The organism is Nocardioides silvaticus (assembly GCF_003160695.1).
In the GTDB taxonomy this organism is placed as follows: Bacteria; Actinomycetota; Actinomycetes; order Propionibacteriales; family Nocardioidaceae; genus Nocardioides; species Nocardioides silvaticus.
This window is the reverse complement of record NZ_QGDD01000002.1, coordinates 569,085-585,212: the sequence shown is the minus strand read 5'-3', so window position 1 is coordinate 585,212 and position 16,128 is coordinate 569,085. Positions and strand designations below refer to the sequence as shown.

The 16,128-nt window shown below is 71.7% G+C and carries 16 protein-coding genes; 2 read left to right on the top strand and 14 right to left on the bottom strand.

Translation table 11 applies throughout. The features are described from left to right. Positions 1-211 precede the first annotated feature (211 nt). From kal to kdd, 4 genes are read right to left on the bottom strand one after another with little or no spacing between them, the layout of a single operon-like run. A complete protein-coding gene (gene kal / locus DJ010_RS07675) occupies positions 212-595 on the bottom strand; it encodes a 3-aminobutyryl-CoA ammonia lyase (RefSeq protein ID WP_109693012.1) in 384 nt (127 codons plus the stop codon). Continuing rightward, complete coding sequence (gene kamE, locus DJ010_RS07670; RefSeq protein ID WP_109693011.1) at positions 592-1,320, bottom strand: lysine 5,6-aminomutase subunit beta; 729 nt, start codon at positions 1,318-1,320, stop codon at positions 592-594. The genes kal and kamE overlap by 4 nt, the downstream gene beginning before the upstream one ends. Continuing rightward, positions 1,317-2,885 (bottom strand): lysine 5,6-aminomutase subunit alpha, encoded by a 1,569-nt coding sequence (gene kamD / locus DJ010_RS07665; RefSeq protein WP_109693010.1) that lies wholly within the window; start codon positions 2,883-2,885, stop codon positions 1,317-1,319. The genes kamE and kamD overlap by 4 nt, the downstream gene beginning before the upstream one ends. Beyond that, complete coding sequence (gene kdd, locus DJ010_RS07660; protein WP_109693170.1) at positions 2,882-3,925, bottom strand: L-erythro-3,5-diaminohexanoate dehydrogenase; 1,044 nt, start codon at positions 3,923-3,925, stop codon at positions 2,882-2,884. Before kdd ends, kamD begins: the two co-directional genes overlap by 4 nt. A 90-nt stretch (positions 3,926-4,015) precedes the next feature. Here kdd and DJ010_RS07655 point away from each other — a divergent pair, with 90 nt between their 5' ends. Continuing rightward, positions 4,016-5,482, top strand: coding sequence for a KamA family radical SAM protein (locus DJ010_RS07655; protein ID WP_109693009.1), 1,467 nt, complete (start codon positions 4,016-4,018; stop codon positions 5,480-5,482). 24 nt (positions 5,483-5,506) lie between these two features. Here DJ010_RS07655 and DJ010_RS07650 read toward each other — a convergent pair whose 3' ends face one another. Beyond that, positions 5,507-5,974: an Lrp/AsnC family transcriptional regulator gene (locus tag DJ010_RS07650; protein WP_245927324.1), complete on the bottom strand. Its 468-nt coding sequence runs from the start codon at positions 5,972-5,974 to the stop codon at positions 5,507-5,509. 50 nt (positions 5,975-6,024) lie between these two features. Between DJ010_RS07650 and DJ010_RS07645 the strand changes: the two genes are divergently transcribed. Continuing rightward, on the top strand, positions 6,025-6,960 hold the full coding sequence (locus tag DJ010_RS07645; RefSeq protein ID WP_109693008.1) for a 5'-3' exonuclease: 936 nt from the start codon (positions 6,025-6,027) through the stop codon (positions 6,958-6,960). Position 6,961: 1 nt separating this feature from the next. On the opposite strand, the gene DJ010_RS07640 is transcribed toward DJ010_RS07645, so the two are convergent. Genes DJ010_RS07640 through DJ010_RS07600 form a run of 9 tightly spaced genes read right to left on the bottom strand, consistent with a single transcriptional unit; the run spans position 6,962 to position 16,100 of the window. After that, positions 6,962-7,834 carry an alpha/beta fold hydrolase gene (locus tag DJ010_RS07640; protein WP_211318692.1) on the bottom strand — a complete coding sequence of 291 codons (873 nt, stop codon included), beginning with the start codon at positions 7,832-7,834 and terminating at the stop codon, positions 6,962-6,964. 10 nt (positions 7,835-7,844) lie between these two features. Next, positions 7,845-10,565, bottom strand: a complete 2,721-nt coding sequence (locus DJ010_RS07635) for a DEAD/DEAH box helicase (protein WP_109693007.1) — start codon at positions 10,563-10,565, stop codon at positions 7,845-7,847. Further along, complete coding sequence (locus tag DJ010_RS07630; protein ID WP_109693006.1) at positions 10,562-11,434, bottom strand: diacylglycerol kinase; 873 nt, start codon at positions 11,432-11,434, stop codon at positions 10,562-10,564. Before DJ010_RS07630 ends, DJ010_RS07635 begins: the two co-directional genes overlap by 4 nt. Before the next feature lie 30 nt (positions 11,435-11,464). Further along, positions 11,465-11,890, bottom strand: a complete 426-nt coding sequence (locus DJ010_RS07625; protein WP_109693005.1) for a hypothetical protein — start codon at positions 11,888-11,890, stop codon at positions 11,465-11,467. Then, positions 11,887-12,723 carry a twin-arginine translocase subunit TatC gene (gene tatC, locus DJ010_RS07620; protein ID WP_109693004.1) on the bottom strand — a complete coding sequence of 279 codons (837 nt, stop codon included), beginning with the start codon at positions 12,721-12,723 and terminating at the stop codon, positions 11,887-11,889. Before tatC ends, DJ010_RS07625 begins: the two co-directional genes overlap by 4 nt. Before the next feature lie 12 nt (positions 12,724-12,735). Then, complete coding sequence (gene tatA / locus DJ010_RS07615) at positions 12,736-13,002, bottom strand: twin-arginine translocase TatA/TatE family subunit (protein ID WP_109693003.1); 267 nt, start codon at positions 13,000-13,002, stop codon at positions 12,736-12,738. 53 nt (positions 13,003-13,055) lie between these two features. Further along, positions 13,056-14,072 carry a helix-turn-helix transcriptional regulator gene (locus DJ010_RS07610; protein ID WP_109693002.1) on the bottom strand — a complete coding sequence of 339 codons (1,017 nt, stop codon included), beginning with the start codon at positions 14,070-14,072 and terminating at the stop codon, positions 13,056-13,058. Further along, positions 14,069-15,031 carry a helix-turn-helix transcriptional regulator gene (locus DJ010_RS07605; protein WP_109693001.1) on the bottom strand — a complete coding sequence of 321 codons (963 nt, stop codon included), beginning with the start codon at positions 15,029-15,031 and terminating at the stop codon, positions 14,069-14,071. The genes DJ010_RS07610 and DJ010_RS07605 overlap by 4 nt, the downstream gene beginning before the upstream one ends. A gap of 55 nt (positions 15,032-15,086) precedes the next feature. After that, on the bottom strand, positions 15,087-16,100 hold the full coding sequence (locus DJ010_RS07600; protein WP_109693000.1) for an FKBP-type peptidyl-prolyl cis-trans isomerase: 1,014 nt from the start codon (positions 16,098-16,100) through the stop codon (positions 15,087-15,089). Positions 16,101-16,128 lie beyond the last annotated feature (28 nt).

Sequence of the window (16,128 nt, the reverse complement as noted above, 5' to 3'; positions counted from 1 at the left end):
CGTCTTCGGCCACTCGGACGTCGGTCCGCCTGTCACGACCTGCACGAGCAACGGTCGGTACTTTGGCGAGCGAGTGGCGGGGTGTCAACCGGCTCCTGACCTGCGCGGATACGCGAAGGTGCAGGTCAGAGCGGGGTCCTGGGACCCGGAAAATTCTGGAAAAACCCCGCACTTTCCGGCGTGTCGGCACCTGACGCGCCGCTCGAGCCCACTACGGGACGACGACGGTGCCGGTCGCGGTGGTGGCGACGATCGGTGGGTCGAGGACCGCGGCGGCGCCCGGGCGCTCGTCGGTCGCCGCCCCGCGCGCGACGACGGTCAGGGTGAAGGCCATGACCCGTGACCGGGTGCCGACCCGCACCAGCTCGGCAGTGGCCTCGACGACGTCGCCGGCGCGCACGGGCGCCTGGAATTGCACGTCGTCGTACGACGCGAACAGGCCCTCGTCGCCGTCGGTGAGGATGCAGAGCTCCGTGGCCACGTCGCCGAACAGGCCGAGCCCGTAGGCGCCGTCGACCAGGTTGCCGGCGTAATGGGCGTGCGAGTAGGGCACGTAGCGACGCTGGGTCGCCCTGGCCCCGACAGTGGCGGTCACGAAGCCACCTTATGGACCAGGTAGCTGGCGACCTCGCCAGGCGTCGTGCCGCGGCCGAAGATCCGGTCGACGCCGAGCTCTCCCGCCATCGCCTCGTCGAACCGCGGCCCGCCGACGACGAGGAGCGGCTTCCGCTCCGCGGGGAACGCCTCGCCGAACGCGGCCGACATCTCGCGGGTGTTGAGGAGGTGGGCGTCGCGCTGCGTGACCACCTGGGAGACGAGGACGGCATCGGCGCGCTCGTCGACCGCGCGGTCGACCAGCTGCGGCACGGAGACCTGGGCGCCGAGGTTCACCACCTTGATCTCGCGGTAGTACTCGAGCCCCTTCTCCCCCGCGAAACCCTTGATGTTGAGGATTGCGTCGATGCCGACGGTGTGGGCGTCGGTGCCGATGCACGCGCCGATGACGACGAGCCGCCGACGCAGGGCCCGCTTGATCGAGGCGTTGACCTCCTTGGGGGTCAGCAGCGGGTAGTCGCGCTCGACCACCTCGACCGCGTCGACGTCGACGAGGTGGTTCACCCGGCCGTAGACGACGAAGAACGTGAAGTCGGGCCCCATCGGCTTGGCGTGGACGACGAGCGCGGGGTCCATGCCCATCTTGGTGGCCAGCTGCTGGGCGGCCCCCTCGGCGCGCTTGGAGTGCGAGATCGGGAGGGTGAAGCTGAGCTGCACCATGCCGTCGCCGGTGGTGTCGCCGTACGGGCGGACGATCTGGCTCACGTCGCCTCCTCCAGGATCTCCGAGGCCGGGTTGTAGTAGTCGTCGGCCTTGCGGGCGACGCCTTCCAGGCCGCGGCCCCCGTCGGCAGGACGCCGCATCAGGCCGAAGGTGCCGTCGGCGATGGCGTCGAGCAGCCCCTCGTCGGCGATCTTGTCGAGCAGGTCGATCGTCTCCCCCAGCACCTGCCGGGCGCGGTTGGCGATGAGGCCGTCCGGGGCGGGGTGGAAGTCCTCGCGCAGGCCGCCGGCCGCGTCGAGGACGTAGCGGACGTTCTGCAGTGCCAGGTCGCGGTCGGAGAGCCACGGCGTGACCACCGCCTCGGTCATCATCCCGACCAGCAGGATGCCCTGCCCGGTCATGGCGCCGACCAGGTTGAAGAAGCCGTCGAGGAGGTAGCCCCGGAAGACGTCGCCGGTCATGTGGCGGGTCGGCGGCATCCACTTCAGCGGGGCCTTCGGGAACAGCTCGCGGGCGAGCAGCGCGTGCGCGAGCTCGAGGCGGAACGACTCGGGCACCGACGGGTCGATCTCGAACGCGTGGCCCAGGCCGAGCTGCCAGTCCTCGAGGCCGGCCTCCTTGGCGAAGTACTCGTTGAGGAGCTGGCTGGTGGTGACCGTGTGCGCGGCCTCGACGGCGTCGGCGGTGGTGAGGTAGTTGTCCTCGCCGGTGTTGATGATGATCCCGGCGCGGGCGTGGACCTGCCGGCTGAACCGCTGGTCGACGAAGGTGCGGACCGGGTTGATGTCGCGGAACAGGATCCCGTACATCGAGTCGTTGAGCATCATGTCGAGCCGCTCGAGCCCCGCCAGCGCGGCGATCTCGGGCATGCAGAGGCCGCTGGCGTAGTTGGTGAGGCGGACGTAGCGACCCAGCTCCTTGCTCGACTCGTCGAGCGCGGCCCGCATCAGGCGGAAGTTCTCCTGGGTGGCGTAGGTGCCGGCGAACCCCTCCCGCGTCGCCCCCTCGGGGACGAAGTCGAGCAGGCTCTGGCCCGTGGACCGGATCACGGCGATGACGTCGGCGCCCTCACGCGCGGCCTGCTGGGCCTGCGGGATGTCCTCGTAGATGTCGCCGGTGGCGACGATCAGGTAGATCCACGGCTGGCGCGGGGCGTCCCCGTGCCGCTTGACGAGGCGGTCGCGCTCGGCGCGACGCCGGTCGACCTGCTTGATCCCTGCGCCGACCTGTCGCCGGCTGGCTGCCCGGGCCCGTCGGGCGCGGACGCCCTCGGGCACCTCGAACCGGACCGAGCCGGCGGACGCCTTCTGGGCGAGCGTCACCAGGTCCTCGGCCTCCCCGCGGGCAAGGGCGTCCCACACCGGCAGCGCCGCGCCGTGCTCGAGACCGACGTCGGCGCGTACGGCGTCGAGCAGCCGGTTCGCCCACGGCGTGCCCTCGCCGTCCGCACCGCTCAGCCCGGCCAGCCGCAACGTGGCCCGCTCCACGGAGACCGTGGTGTGCTGCTGCGCCAGCCGCACGATCGGGCGGCCCGCCTTGCGGGCCAGCGACCGGGCCTTCCGGACGGTGACCGGGTCCAGGTCCAGCTTCGCGTGGGTCCGGCTCATGAGAGCCGCTCCTCGAACAGCGACCGGACGCCATGGTCGGACCGCAGCAGGTCGAGCGCGAGGTCGGCGTGGCCGGGCACGTAGCCGTTGCCGACGAGCATCGTGATGTCGGCGGCCACGCCCTCGGCTCCCAGCGCCGCAGCGGAGAACGAGGTGGCCATCGAGAAGAAGATGACGGTGCCGCCCTGCGCGGTCGCGAGGATCGCCCCGCCCTCACAGCCCGGCACGTCGACACAGACCACGGTCACGTCGGCCGGGCCGCCGGTCGCGGTCACCGCGTCACGGAGCCCGATCGGGTCGCGGGCATCGGTGACGACCACGGTGTCCGCGAGCCCCGACCGCTCCAGGGCGGCGGCCTCGCGCTCGGTGGGCACCACGCCGACGAGGCGGCCGGCGCCGGCGGCGCGGGCGGCGGCGAGCGCGAGCGACCCGGACTTCCCGCCTCCGCCGATGACGGCGACGGTCGGGGTCGAGCCGCCCTCGACGTACTGCGCGACGACGCGGGAGGTCAACGCGGGTGCACCACACACGTCCATGACCGCGAGGCTGAGAGCCGTCGGCAGGTCGTCGGGCAGCACCGCAGCGATCGACCGGCCGAAGAGGATGGCGTGGCCCTCGGCCGGAACCTGCTCGGAGCGACCGTCCCAGCCGGCGAGGCCGTCGGTGATCACCAGCGGCGTGAGGGTGAGCGAGACCAGCGTGGCGACGCGCTGCCCGACCTGCAGGCCGAGCGGCGACTCCGGGCCGACCTCCTCGACCGTCCCGATGAGCATTCCACCGGAGCCGGTGACCGGGTTCTGCATCTTGCCGCGGTCGGCGACGATCGCCAGGACGGCGTCGCGCACCGCTCCCCCGTCGCCCCCGTGCTCGTGCTCGAGCTGGCGGAACGACGCGGCGTCGAGGTTGAGCCGCTCGACCCGGATCCGCACCTCGTCGGGCCACAGCTCCCGGCGGGTGTCCAGCCTGCGCGCAGCCTGCGGCAGGACCCGGGCCTCGTCCCGGACCCGGTGCAGACCGGTCGGGTCGCTCTGCTGCGTCACCGTCGACAATGTCCCTCCAAGATGGTTGCGCCGTAAATCATCCGGTGTGGCGATGTTGCGACCGGAGGATCTTCACGTAGTCTGGCACACATGAGCATCGAGACGTCGATCGCCGCAGGCATCTCCGAGCCCGCCGGCCAGCCCTACCCCTATGCCCGGGTGGACCTGGTGGAGCCGGACTGGACGCGCTTCCCCGGGTGGAAGGACGTCACCGCGGAGGACTGGGCCTCGGTGCAGTGGCAGCGCGCCCACTGCGTCAAGAACATCAAGCAGCTCCGCGAGCTGCTCGGCGACTTGGTCGACGAGCGGTTCTACGCCGATCTCGAGCGCGACCAGACCGAGCGCGCCACGATGTCGATGCTGGTGCCGCCGCAGATGCTCAACACGATGGTGCCGCACGTGGTGCCCTCCGGTCCAGGGTCGCTGACCGACGCGTTCTACGCCGACCCGATCCGCCACTACATGCTGCCCGTGTTCTCCGACCGGCGCACGGACTGGCCGTCGCACCCGCACGCCACCCGCGACTCGCTGCACGAGCACGACATGTGGGTCGCCGAGGGCCTCACCCACCGCTACCCGACGAAGGTGCTCGCCGAGCTGCTCCCGACCTGCCCGCAGTACTGCGGTCACTGCACCCGGATGGACCTGGTCGGCAACTCCACGCCGACCGTGGAGAAGCTGAAGTTCGTCGCCAAGCCGAACGACCGGCTCTCCGACATGCTCGACTACCTCCGGCGCACGCCCTCGGTGCGCGACGTCGTGGTCTCCGGCGGCGACGTGGCCAACATGCCGTGGCCCCGTCTGGAGGCGTTCCTGGACTCGCTGCTCGAGATCGACAACATCCGCGACATCCGGCTCGCGACCAAGGCCCTCATCGGCCTGCCGCAGCACTGGTCGCAGCCCGACGTGGTCGAGGGCGTCGGCCGCGTCGCCCGGACGGCACGGAGCCGCGGCGTCTCGATCGCGATCCACACCCACGCCAACCACGCCCAGTCGGTGACACCCGCCGTCGCCGAGGCCACGGGCCTGCTGCTCGAGGCCGGCGTCCGCGACGTCCGCAACCAGGGCGTCATCCTCAACGGGGTCAACGCCGACCCGCACGCACTGCTCGACCTGTGCTTCGCGCTGCTCGACGGCGCGCGGATCATGCCCTACTACTTCTACATGTGCGACCTGATCCCCTACAGCGAGCACTGGCGGATCTCGGTCGCGCAGGCCCAGCACCTGCAGCACCAGATCATGGGCTACCTGCCGGGCTTCGCGACGCCGCGCATCGTGTGCGACGTGCCGTTCGTCGGCAAGCGCTGGGTGCACCAGCTCGCCGACTACGACACCGAGCGCGGCATCAGCCACTGGACGAAGAACTACCTCACCTCGATCGAGGCCGGGCAGGCCGACGCGCTCCAGCGCACCTACGAGTACTACGACCCGATCCACACCCTGCCGTCGACCGGTCAGTCGTGGTGGGCCTCCCACGCCGACCTCGACGAGACCGCGCTGCGAGCCGCCGAGGTCGCCGAGGCGTCGCGTCGTACGGCGGCGCTCCAGGCCTACTGAGCTCTCGACCGGCTCGACCCGCTGTCAGCCGGTCACCGGCCGGTTCTCGTAGTACGTCGACAGCACGATCGTCGTGCGCGTCGAGACGCTCGCGACCGCGCGGATCCGGGCCAGGAGGTCCTCCAGCTCCGCGGGCGAGTGCGAGCGCACCTTGATGACGTAGGACTCCTCGCCGGCGACCGACCAGCAGGACTCGATCTCGGGCAGGCCCTCGAGCCGCTCGGGGGTGTCGTCGGGCTGGGAGGGGTCGAACGGCTTGATCGCGATGAAGGCGGTGAGCGGGAGGCCGATCTCGGCGTGGTTGACCGTGGCGCCGTACCCGAGGATCAAGCCGCGCTGCTCGAGCCGCTTCACGCGCTGGTGGACCGCGGAGGTTGAGAGCCCGGTCGCCTTGCCCAGGTCGGTGTAGGACATCCGGCCGTCCTTGGCGAGCAGCTCGAGGATCTGACGGTCGATCGCCTCGACGGCGGACGAGCTGCTGCTCTGGCTCACGGCGGCCACACTAGGGCATCCGGGCGGACCGGGGCTCTACGATCGGGGCGATGGACACGTCACCGGGCGCCGGCCGCCTCCTCCTGCTGGACTCCGCATCGATGTACTTCCGGGCCTTCTTCGGTTCCCCGGAGATCCTGTCCCCCGACGGCACCAACGTGAACGCGGTGCGCGGGATGCTCGGCTACGTCTCCTACCTCGTCGAGCAGTACCGGCCGACCCACCTGGCCTGCTGCTGGGACGAGGACTGGAGGCCGCAGTGGCGGGTCGACCTGATCCCCACCTACAAGGCGCACCGCGTGGTCGAGCCGGTCGCCGGGGCGCCCGACGTCGAGGAGGTCCCCGACCCGCTCGAGGTCCAGGTGCCGATCATCCGTGAGGCGCTCGACGCCTTCGGCATCGCGGTCGTCGGCGCACCGGGCTACGAGGCCGACGACGTGATCGGCACCCTCGCCACCGGCGCCGGCATGCCGGTCGACGTGGTCACCGGCGATCGCGACCTGTTCCAGCTCGTCGACGACGCCGCCGGTGTGCGGGTGCTCTACATCGGCAAGGGCGTGGGCAAGCACGAGCGGGTGGACGAGGCGTGGATCCTCGACAAGTACGCGGTGAAGGCGAGCCAGTACGCCGACTTCGCGACCCTCCGCGGCGACGCCTCCGACGGCCTCCCGGGGGTCAAGGGCGTCGGCGAGAAGACCGCCGCGACCCTGCTCCAGCGGTTCGGCGACATGGACGGCCTGCTCGCTGCGGCTGCCGACCCCGACAGCGACCTGGCTCCCGGGCCGCGGCTCAAGATCAAGGACGCCGCCGACTACCTCGCCGTCGCGCCCCAGGTGGTCGCGGTGGCCCGCGACCTCCACCTGCCCCGGGGCGACGCGCTCGCGCTGCCGCGGACACCGGCGGATCCCGACGCCGTCGTGGAGCTGGCCGAGCGCTGGGGCCTCACCAGCGCTGCGGAGCGGCTGGTCACGACCCTCACCGGCTGAGTCAGCCGGACCCGGCGTCGAGCAGCTCCTTCAGCCGTACGGCGAACGCGGCCGGGTCGTTCTGGGGCGACCACTCGTTGGCCACGAACCCACCGTGGTCGCCGGGCATCTCGACCGGGTCGACGTCGAGCAGGCGGGCCAGGGCCTCCCCGCCGCGGCGCGGCATGCCGGCGCCGCTCGTCGCCCCGACCGCCGGCACGATGCGCACGCCGGAGGCGCGGAGCGCGGCGGCATCAGGGACGTACGGCTCGATCCGCATGTTGTGGCCGAGCAGCGCATCGTCGCGGCTGCCGTCGTCCTCGCTGGAGAAGCCGAACTGCTCGGGTGGCGGAGCAGGCTGCTCGAGGAACTCCTCGGTGAACACGCCCTGATGCATCACCAGCTGGATGAACTTGGCCATCGCCGGGCCCTGACCGAGGCGGTCGTAGGTGTCGACGATGTCCTTGTTGATCCGCGCGAGCACGTCGCGGTCCTCGAGGATCGCGCTCAGCGGCGGCTCGTGGAGCACGGCGGAGCCGATCTCGTCGTGGTGGGCGAGGATCCAGACCAGGGCCACCACGGCGCCCCCGCTCGACGCGAACACGTCGACCGGGCCCAGACCCGTCGCCGCCACCACCCGGTGCACGTCGTCGGCGTGGCTCTCGTACGACACCTCACCGTCGTCGTCGAGCGTGCTCCGCTCGGTCATCCGCGGGTCGTAGGTGATGACGGTGCGGTCGGCGAGGTGCGGGAGCAGCTGCTCGAACCCGGAGGCTCCCATCGGCGACCCGAAGACCATCAACGGACGGTGGTTTCCAGGCGTGTCCGGCGCGTGCACGTCGTAGGTGAGGACGGCCCCGGGGACGGCGAGCTCGTGGGTGGTGGTCGTCGGCAACGTTGCTCCCTTACTCGGTCGAGACGATCCCGCGCCGCAGCAGGTCGACGGCGGCTCGGGCGGTCTTGCGGACGGGTGAGTCGCCCGCCGCGTCGGCGATCTGGCCGGCGAAGTCGACGAGCTGCTTCATCTGCCGGACGAAGTCGCCGGCGGTGAGGTCGGCGCGGGTGAGGACCTCGTCGAGGGTGTCGCCCTCGGCCCAGCGGTAGGCCGTCCAGGCGAACCCGGCGTCGGGCGGGCGGAGGAACGCCAGCCGGTGGTCCTTCTCCAGCCGCTCGAGCTCGCCCCACAACCGGACCATGGCCTCGATCGTGACGGTGATGGGTCCGCCGGGGACGCGGGGTGGCGACTCGTCGGGTCGCCGGGCCTCGAACACGAGGACCGACAGGACCGCGGCGAGCTGGGAGGGCGAGAGGTCGTCCCACATCCCCTCGCGCAGCGCTTCGGCGGCGACGAGGTCGAGGTCGGAGTAGATCCGCATCAGGCCGCGGCCACGGTCGGTGACCCGGTCGCCGTCGAGGTAGCGCAGCGCGTCGAGCACCTGGCAGACCCGGTCGAACTCCCGCGCGACGGTGTTCGTACGACGCTCCACCCGCCGGGCGAGGGTCTCGGTGTCGCGCTGCAGCTTGAAGTAGCGCTCGGTCCAGCGCGCGTGGTCCTCCCGGTCCGCGCAGCCGTGGCACGGGTGCGCCTTCATCTGCTGACGCAGGTCGCGGACCGCCTCGGCGACGGCCGGGTCGGCCGAGCCCTTCTCCAGCCGTGGCCGGGTGACCGAGAGCGGGAGGTCGTCGACGGCCTTCCGGACCGAGTCCGCGACCTGCTTGCGCAGGTGCGGGTTGCGGCCGTCGAAGCCCTTGGGCAGCCGGATCCGGCCGACCGGCTCGACGGGCACCGGGAAGTCGGGCATCGCGAGCCGTTTCGACTGCCGCGAGGCGGTCACGACCAGCGGGCGGTGCCCGTTCTCGGACAGCCCGGGGTCGAGGACCACCGCCGGGCCGGCGAACTTGCCGGCGGGCACGACGATCACGTCGCCCTTCTTGAGCCGCTCGAGGGAGACCGAGGCCTCGTCGCGACGCTCGGCGCGGCGGGCCTTGCTCGCCTCCTTCTCGACCTCGCTGACCCGGCGGCGCAGCTCGGCGTACTCCATGAAGTCGCCGAGGTGGCACTTGGCAGCCTCGGCGTAGCCGGCCAGGGCGTCCTCGGCCTTCCGCAGCTGGCGCGCGAGCCCGACCACGGCCCGGTCCGCCTGGAACTGGGCGAAGGACTGCTCCAGCAGCTCCCGAGCGCGGTGCCGGCCGTACTGGTGCACCAGGTTCACCGCCATGTTGTAGGACGGGCGGAACGACGAACGCAGCGGATAGGTGCGGGTCGACGCCAGACCCGCGAGCTCGCGCGGGTTCATGCCCGGCTGCCAGAGGACGACCGCGTTGCCCTCGATGTCGAGGCCACGCCGGCCGGCGCGGCCGGTCAGCTGGGTGTACTCCCCCGGCGTGATGTCGGCGTGGTTCTCGCCGTTCCACTTGGTCAGCTTCTCGAGCACGACGGTGCGCGCGGGCATGTTGATGCCGAGCGCGAGGGTCTCAGTCGCGAAGACGACCTTCACCAGGCCGCGCAGGTAGAGCGACTCGACGCACTCCTTGAACGCCGGCAGCATCCCGGCGTGGTGGGCGGCGACGCCGCGGCTCGCGGCGTCGCGAAACTCGTGGAAGCCGAGCACCTCGAGGTCGGCAGCCGGGAGCTGGCCGAGCGTCCGCTCGACGTAGTCGATGACCTCGTCGCGCTCGGCGGGCGTGTTCAGCCGGAGGTTGGCGTCGAGGCACTGCCGGACGGCCGCGTCGCACGCAGCGCGGCTGAAGATGAAGACGATCGCCGGGAGCATGTGGTCGCGCTCGAGCCGCTCGATCACCTCGGTGCGACCGGGGATCCACACCCGGCGGCCGTTGCCGACACTGCGCGGGTTCTTCGACGACCCCGGCTTCCCCTTGCGCGGCGACCGCCGGTCGCGCATCAGCCGGGTGCTGGCCCAGTCGTCGCGGGCGATCCGCATCAGCTCGTCGTTGACGGGTGCACCCTCGCGCACGAATCCAGCAGAGGCGTCGACGTCGGAGGACGCGAACAGGTCGAGCAGCCGCCGGCCGACCATCACGTGCTGGTAGAGCGGGACCGGCCGGCGCTCGGCGACGATGGTCGCGGTCTCGCCGCGCACGGTCTCGAGCCACTCACCGAACTCCTCGGCGTTCGAGACCGTCGCCGACAGCGACACCACGGTCACCGACTCCGGGAGGTGGATGATGACCTCCTCCCACACCGCGCCGCGGGACCGGTCGGCGAGGTAGTGGACCTCGTCCATCACGACGAAACCGAGGCCGATGAGCGTCCGCGAGCCCGCGTAGAGCATGTTGCGCAGCACCTCGGTCGTCATCACGACCACCGGCGCCTCGCCGTTGATGGTGATGTCACCGGTGAGCAGGCCGACCCGCTCGGGGCCGTAGCGGGCGACCAGGTCGTGGTACTTCTGGTTGGACAGCGCCTTGATCGGGGTCGTGTAGAAGCACTTCCGACCGGTCTCGATCGCGAGGTGGACGGCGAACTCCCCCACCAGCGTCTTCCCCGCGCCGGTCGGCGCCGCGACCAGCACGCCCTTGCCCGCCTCCAGCGCCCGGCAGCCCTCGACCTGGAAGTCGTCGAGGTCGAAGGCGTACGACGCCGCGAACTCGTCGAACACGCTCATGTGAGGACCCCCAGGGCCTGCGGGACCGCCTCGACCGTGAGCGGGAGCGCGCCGTACCGCTCCCCATCCGCGTAGCCGACGATGCCGGGGCAGGCGACGGTGACCCGGCGGACCCGGTGCCGACTGAACCGTGGGTGGTCGGTGTGGGTGCCGTTGAAGAGCTTCGGATAGGTGCGGACCAGCGCCGGCTTGGTCATCGGCCCGATCACGATGACGTCGAGGAGCCCGTCGTCGAGCGACGCGCCCTCGGCGATCCGGAGCCCACCCCCGAACGAGGGGCCGTTGCCGACTGCCACGAGCATCGCCTCGAGCTGGCGCTGCTCGCCGTCGAGGTCGAGCTCGTAGCGCAACGGCTCGAACGTGCGCAGCTCGGCGATCGTCGCCAGGTTGTAGCGCATCTGGCCGCGCGGCCAGGTCATCCGGTTCGCGCGCTCGTTGACCACGGCGTCGAAGCCGGCGGCGAGGACGGTCACGAACCAGCGGTCTCCGGACCGCGCCAGGTCGATCGTCCGGGGCTGCCACGCGAGCAGCCGGGCGGCGGCCGCCGCCGGGTCCTTGCGCGGGATGTCGAAGTAGCGCGCGACGTCGTTGCCGGTGCCGGCCGGCAGGACGCCCAGCGGCACGTCGGAGCCGGCGAGCGCCTGCACGGCCAGGTGCACCAGCCCGTCGCCGCCACACACGACCAGCGCCTCGACGCCGTCGGCGACGGCCTTGCGGGCCAGGTCGGACGCCTCCTCGGCGTCGCGCCCCGCGAGCGAACGCACCCGCCAGCCCGCGCCGTGCAGCAGCGGGAGGGCGACGTCGCGGACCCGCGCGGCACGGCCCTTGCCCGCCGCGGGGTTCGTGAGGAGGGCGATGTCGCGGGTCACGTGCCCAACCTATCGACCGACCCGGTGACGTCAGCCTCCGCCGCGGTCCCAGCCCGATCCGTCGCGCGCCACCCGGAGCCGGACGGCGAAGTGGTCGGGCGGGGCCCCGACGGCCTTGGCGAGCCGGCCGACCGCGTCGAGCACCCGCGGGGCCGGGAAGTCCGTGCCCGGAGCCCCGAGCGTGAGCCGGTCCTCGCGTCGTACGACGTGGACCTGGCCGTGCCGCCACGCCTGGTGGATCTGCACCCGCGTCGCCTCGTCCACCACGGCGACCGGGTAGGCCACGTCGCCGGCCAGCAGGTCGCAGGGCAGCTCGGCGTCGGTGACGTCGCTGTGCAGCAGGCCGGGCACGATGCCGTTGCGGAGCGGCCCGACCGCCGACCAGGTGACCGGGTCGGTGCCCAGCCAGTCGGGGAGGTCGAACGCGTCGACCTCGTGGCACCGGGTGTCGGTCACAGGGGCGAGGCCTCGTCCGGGCTCAGGCCGGCGTTGATGCCGCGCTTGTCCCGTCGCCGGTCGTTGAGACGCGCGATCACCTCGGAGATCAGGAAGAGGACGATCATCGGGACGGCCATGAACGACATCGTGAACGGGTCGCCCGACGGCGTGATGACGGCCGCGAAGACGAAGGTGCCGACGATGATCCACGGCCGGTGCGCGCCGAGGGTCTTGCCCTTGAGGACGCCGGCCAGGTTCAGCATCACCACGAAGACCGGGATCTCGAAGGCGATCCCGAAGCCCAGCATCGTGCGGATGAAGAAGGTCAGGTAGTCGTTGAACTCCACCAGGTTGGTGAGGTCGGCGGGTGTGAAACCGATGAGGACCTCGAGCCCCTTCGGCAGGGTCAGGTAGCCCAGGATGATCCCGACGAAGAACAGTGGACCAGCGACGGCGCCGAAGATCGCGGTCCACTTCTTCTCGTTGCGGTGCAGGCCGGGCAGGATGAATGCCCAGATCTGGTAGAGCCAGATCGGGCTGGAGCCGATGACCGCGGCCAGGCCGCAGAGCTTGAGGTAGAGCAGGAAGCCACCGGCCGCGCCCGCGGTCGTCGCTTCGGTCTGTCCGTCGGGCAGCTGATCCTGGGCCTTCAAGTACGGCTCGAGGACGAGGTCGAGCAAGGGGTCGAAGAAGAACAGGGCAACCACGAACGCGGCGATGATCGCCGTGGACCCCTTGAGTATTCGAGCGCGCAGCTCGCGCAGGTGGTCGGACAACGCCATCCGACCGTCGTCCCCGACGGGGTGGACCGGCTTGCCGACGAAGAGCTGGACGACTCCCGTGAGCGACAAGTGGGGTCCGGATCAGATGTTGTGCTTGCGCTGCTCGTCGACGATCTCGCCCTCGGCGATCCCATCGTCGGCGGGCGCGAGCTGCTGGGGTGCCGTCGGCGCGGTGTCCTTGTCGTCGTCGTCGTCGCGCAGGCCCTTGGTCTCGGACTTGAAGATCCGCAGCGCCTGGCCCGTGCCGCGGGCGAGCTCCGGCAGCTTGGCCGCACCGAACACGAGGATCACGATCGCCAGGATGATCAGCCACTCCGCGCCTTGGGGCATCGCGATCAGGGGAAGCATCAGGGACCAACTCTCGCATCGGGAACGACGTTCGCCCTCATACTACGCCGCACTCAGCGATAGAGGGCCAGCGTCTCCTGTGCAGTCGCTGAGAACGACTCCGCGAACTCCGCGGGGGCCTTCACCGAGGCGTACGGCGCCAGGCGCAGCAGCAGGCGCATCAGCCACCGGGGATCGGCGACCGGGAGGTCCGCTTCGAGCACCCCGTCCGCGCCCTCCCGCACCTCCTGCATCGGGTAGTAGTGCGGCACCCAGTCGGCCTGCGGCTGGAGCACCAGCGTGGCCACCGTTCCGCCCGGCGGCGCCTCACCCGACAACAGTCCCTCGGTGACCTCGCGCGGCGGCGTCTGGGGCGTCGTGGTGGGCGTGTCGAGGACGAGCGCGTCGGTGATCCGGTCGAGCCGGAACAGCCGCTCGCTGCCTGCGGTGTGGCACCAGGCGTCGAGGTAGCGGAACCGGCCGTGCGGTACGACGCCGCGCGGGTCGACGACACGCTCCGACAGCTCGTCGCGGGCCGGCACGTGGTAGGTGAGTCGCACCTGGCGCTGCTCGTCGGCCGCGCGCTGGAGCGTGTCGGACAGGGCGAGCTCGGCCACGTCGGACGACCGGGCGTCCACCGCGATCCGCCGCGCCGCTGCGGCGCTGGCCGCGGCCGCGTCGAGCTTCGCCAGCACCGCGTCGATGATCGCCTGCGTGTCGGCGGTCGACACGTCCCGCAGCGCGAGGAGGGCCACCTGGACCGCCGACGCCTCGGTCGGGCTGAGGCGCAGCGGGCGGGCCAGGTAGTCGGCGTTCTCGATGCGGATGACACCGTCGCTGACCGGTCCGCCCTCCTCGGACTCGATGGCGTCGAGGTCGACGTCGATCAGGTCGTCGGGCAGCCCGCCCGGCAGCCCGCACATGAAGAGCACCTTGAGGTCCCGCAGCACCTGCTCGGGCGTCGTGCCCAGCAGCTCCGCGGCGTCGGCCAGCCGGACCTGGTCGCGGTGGTGCAGGAACGGCACCAGCGTCAGCAGCCGCGCCACCTGGTCGCGCGCACCCGGCGCCGCGGCGCCCGACGTCGCCGTCACCTGGTCACCGCCTCGAGCCGGCTCACGACGACCGACCGGAGCGCGGCGGGCTCGACGAGCACGACGTCGGGCCCGTGGTAGAGCACCTCGTCGACGAAGCCGCGGGCCGGCCGGTCGAGCTCGACCCGGTCCCACGTCGTACCGGCGTCCGGACCCTCGACGCCCTCGTCGATGCGCGCCGCCCGCCGGCGGAAGCTGTGGCCGGTGCCCTTCCGGACCAGGAGCACCGCCCGCTCGGCGGCAGGCGTCGGCGCCAGCCGCTGGATCGTCTCGCGCAGGTCGGTGTCGGGCGGCACCTCGTAGGCGCGGGGCGGCCCGACCTTGCGGACGGCGCCGACGACGCGGTCGAGCCGGAACACCCGCTCGGCGCCGCGGTCGGTGTCGAAGCCGACCAGGTACCACCGGCCCGACGTGCGCACCATCCCCCACGGCTGGAGGTGGCGCCGCCGGCTCGCCTCGTCGTCGGGACGCTGGTAGTCGAACTCGATGCAGGTGCGGTCACAGACGGCCTCCCAGCAGGTCGCGAACGCGGGCTCGTCCGCGGTCAGCCGGGGCTGCGCGATCTCGAGCGCCGTCAGGTCCACGTCGATCCCGGCCGCGCTCAGCTTGCGGACCGCGTCGGTGGTCGCCTGCGCCATCGTCGCCTGCTGCCAGACCCGCGAGGCGAGGCCGACGACCGCGGCCTCCTCCGGGGTCAGCGAGACGTCCGGCAGCGCGAACTCGTCGGGCGGGATCCGGTAGCCCACCTCGTCGTCGAAGAGCGGGTCGAGCTGGGCGACCTCGACCGGCACGCCGAGGCTCCGCAGCTCCTCCTTGTCGCGCTCGAACATCTTCTCGAAGGCGTCCGGGCGGGAGTCCGGGTACAGCAGCTCCCGGATCCGGTCCTTGGCGATCGGACGCCGCTGCACGAGCAGCATGATGAGGAGGTTGAGCAGGCGCTCGCTCTTCGGCGCGGGCATGGCCCCTATCTTGCCTTGCGGCGCCCGGTTTGTCGGACCCGATGAACGCGGGGAGTCAGGCGGCGGCCAGGACGTCGATGACGAAGTAGAGGATGTCGTCCTTCTTGATGTCCTCGCCCGAGCCGGCCTTGCCGTAGCCCTTCGCGGGCGGGATCTCGACGATGATCCGGCTGCCGACCGGCACGCCCACGAGCGCGTCGGACCAGCCCTCGATCACCGAGGTGCCGGGGCCCTGGGCGCCGTCGATGTTGACCTTCAGCGGCTCGCGCTTCTTGGTGTAGCTGCCGTCGAACGGCTTCTCGCCGCCCCAGGTCTGGCCGAGGTAGTTGACGACCGCGAGGTCGCCCTTCTCGATCGCCGGGCCCTCGCCCTCGAGCAGGACCGCGGTGCGGACCTCCTTGGCCTTCACGTCGGGCTTCTCCACGCCGGAGGAGTCGATCGCGGTCGGGATGCCGTCCTCGACCTCGACGGTCGGCGCCCAGGCCGGGGCCGCCTTCCTGGCGCCCTTCGGGCCCTCGAGCGCGACGGAGTCCAGGTCGGCGACCACCACGAAGCCGTCCTCGTTGCCGATGCCGATCTGGGCGAGGTTCAGCGCGAGCTCCCCGAACTCCTCCTCGGCGTCGACGGTCAGCGCGATCCGGGTGCCGAGAGTCGTGCCCGCCTCGACCTGCTCGGCGACCAGCGCGGTGACCAGGTCGATGACCTGCTGCGGCTCGGGCTGCTCCTCGCCGACCGTCAGCGCCACCGCGGTGCGCTCCTCCCCGTAGGTCTCGAGCGCGATCTCCTGGGTGAAGTCGTCGGAGATGGCCAGGTTGACCAGCACCTCGTCACCGTCCTCGAGCGCGGCGCCGTCGCCCTCCTCGAGGACCTCGGACTGGGTCTCGCCCGGCTCCAGGCCCGCCTTCCAGTCGACCTCGGGCAGCTCGCCGACCGGACCGGAGATCTCGACGGCGTCGAAGCCGGCCGCCGTGTCCTCCTCAGGGGTGTCGTCACCACACGCGGTCAGGGCAGCAAGGGCGCACACCGCCACGGCGGAGAGCGCGGCGGGGCGGGTCAGTCGGCTGAGCACCCGCAAACCCTACAAGCCCCGCGCAGAG

Bases quoted from the DNA above. Each gene is read 5' to 3' on its own strand.
- DJ010_RS07645 (WP_109693008.1), top strand. From the start codon at position 6,025: ATGGACACGTCACCGGGCGCCGGCCGCCTCCTCCTGCTGGACTCCGCA.
- DJ010_RS07655 (WP_109693009.1), top strand. From the start codon at position 4,016: ATGAGCATCGAGACGTCGATCGCCGCAGGCATCTCCGAGCCCGCCGGC.
- DJ010_RS07605 (WP_109693001.1), bottom strand. From the start codon at position 15,031: ATGCCCGCGCCGAAGAGCGAGCGCCTGCTCAACCTCCTCATCATGCTG.
- tatA (WP_109693003.1), bottom strand. From the start codon at position 13,002: ATGCTTCCCCTGATCGCGATGCCCCAAGGCGCGGAGTGGCTGATCATC.
- DJ010_RS07635 (WP_109693007.1), bottom strand. From the start codon at position 10,565: ATGAGCGTGTTCGACGAGTTCGCGGCGTCGTACGCCTTCGACCTCGAC.
- kamD (WP_109693010.1), bottom strand. From the start codon at position 2,885: ATGAGCCGGACCCACGCGAAGCTGGACCTGGACCCGGTCACCGTCCGG.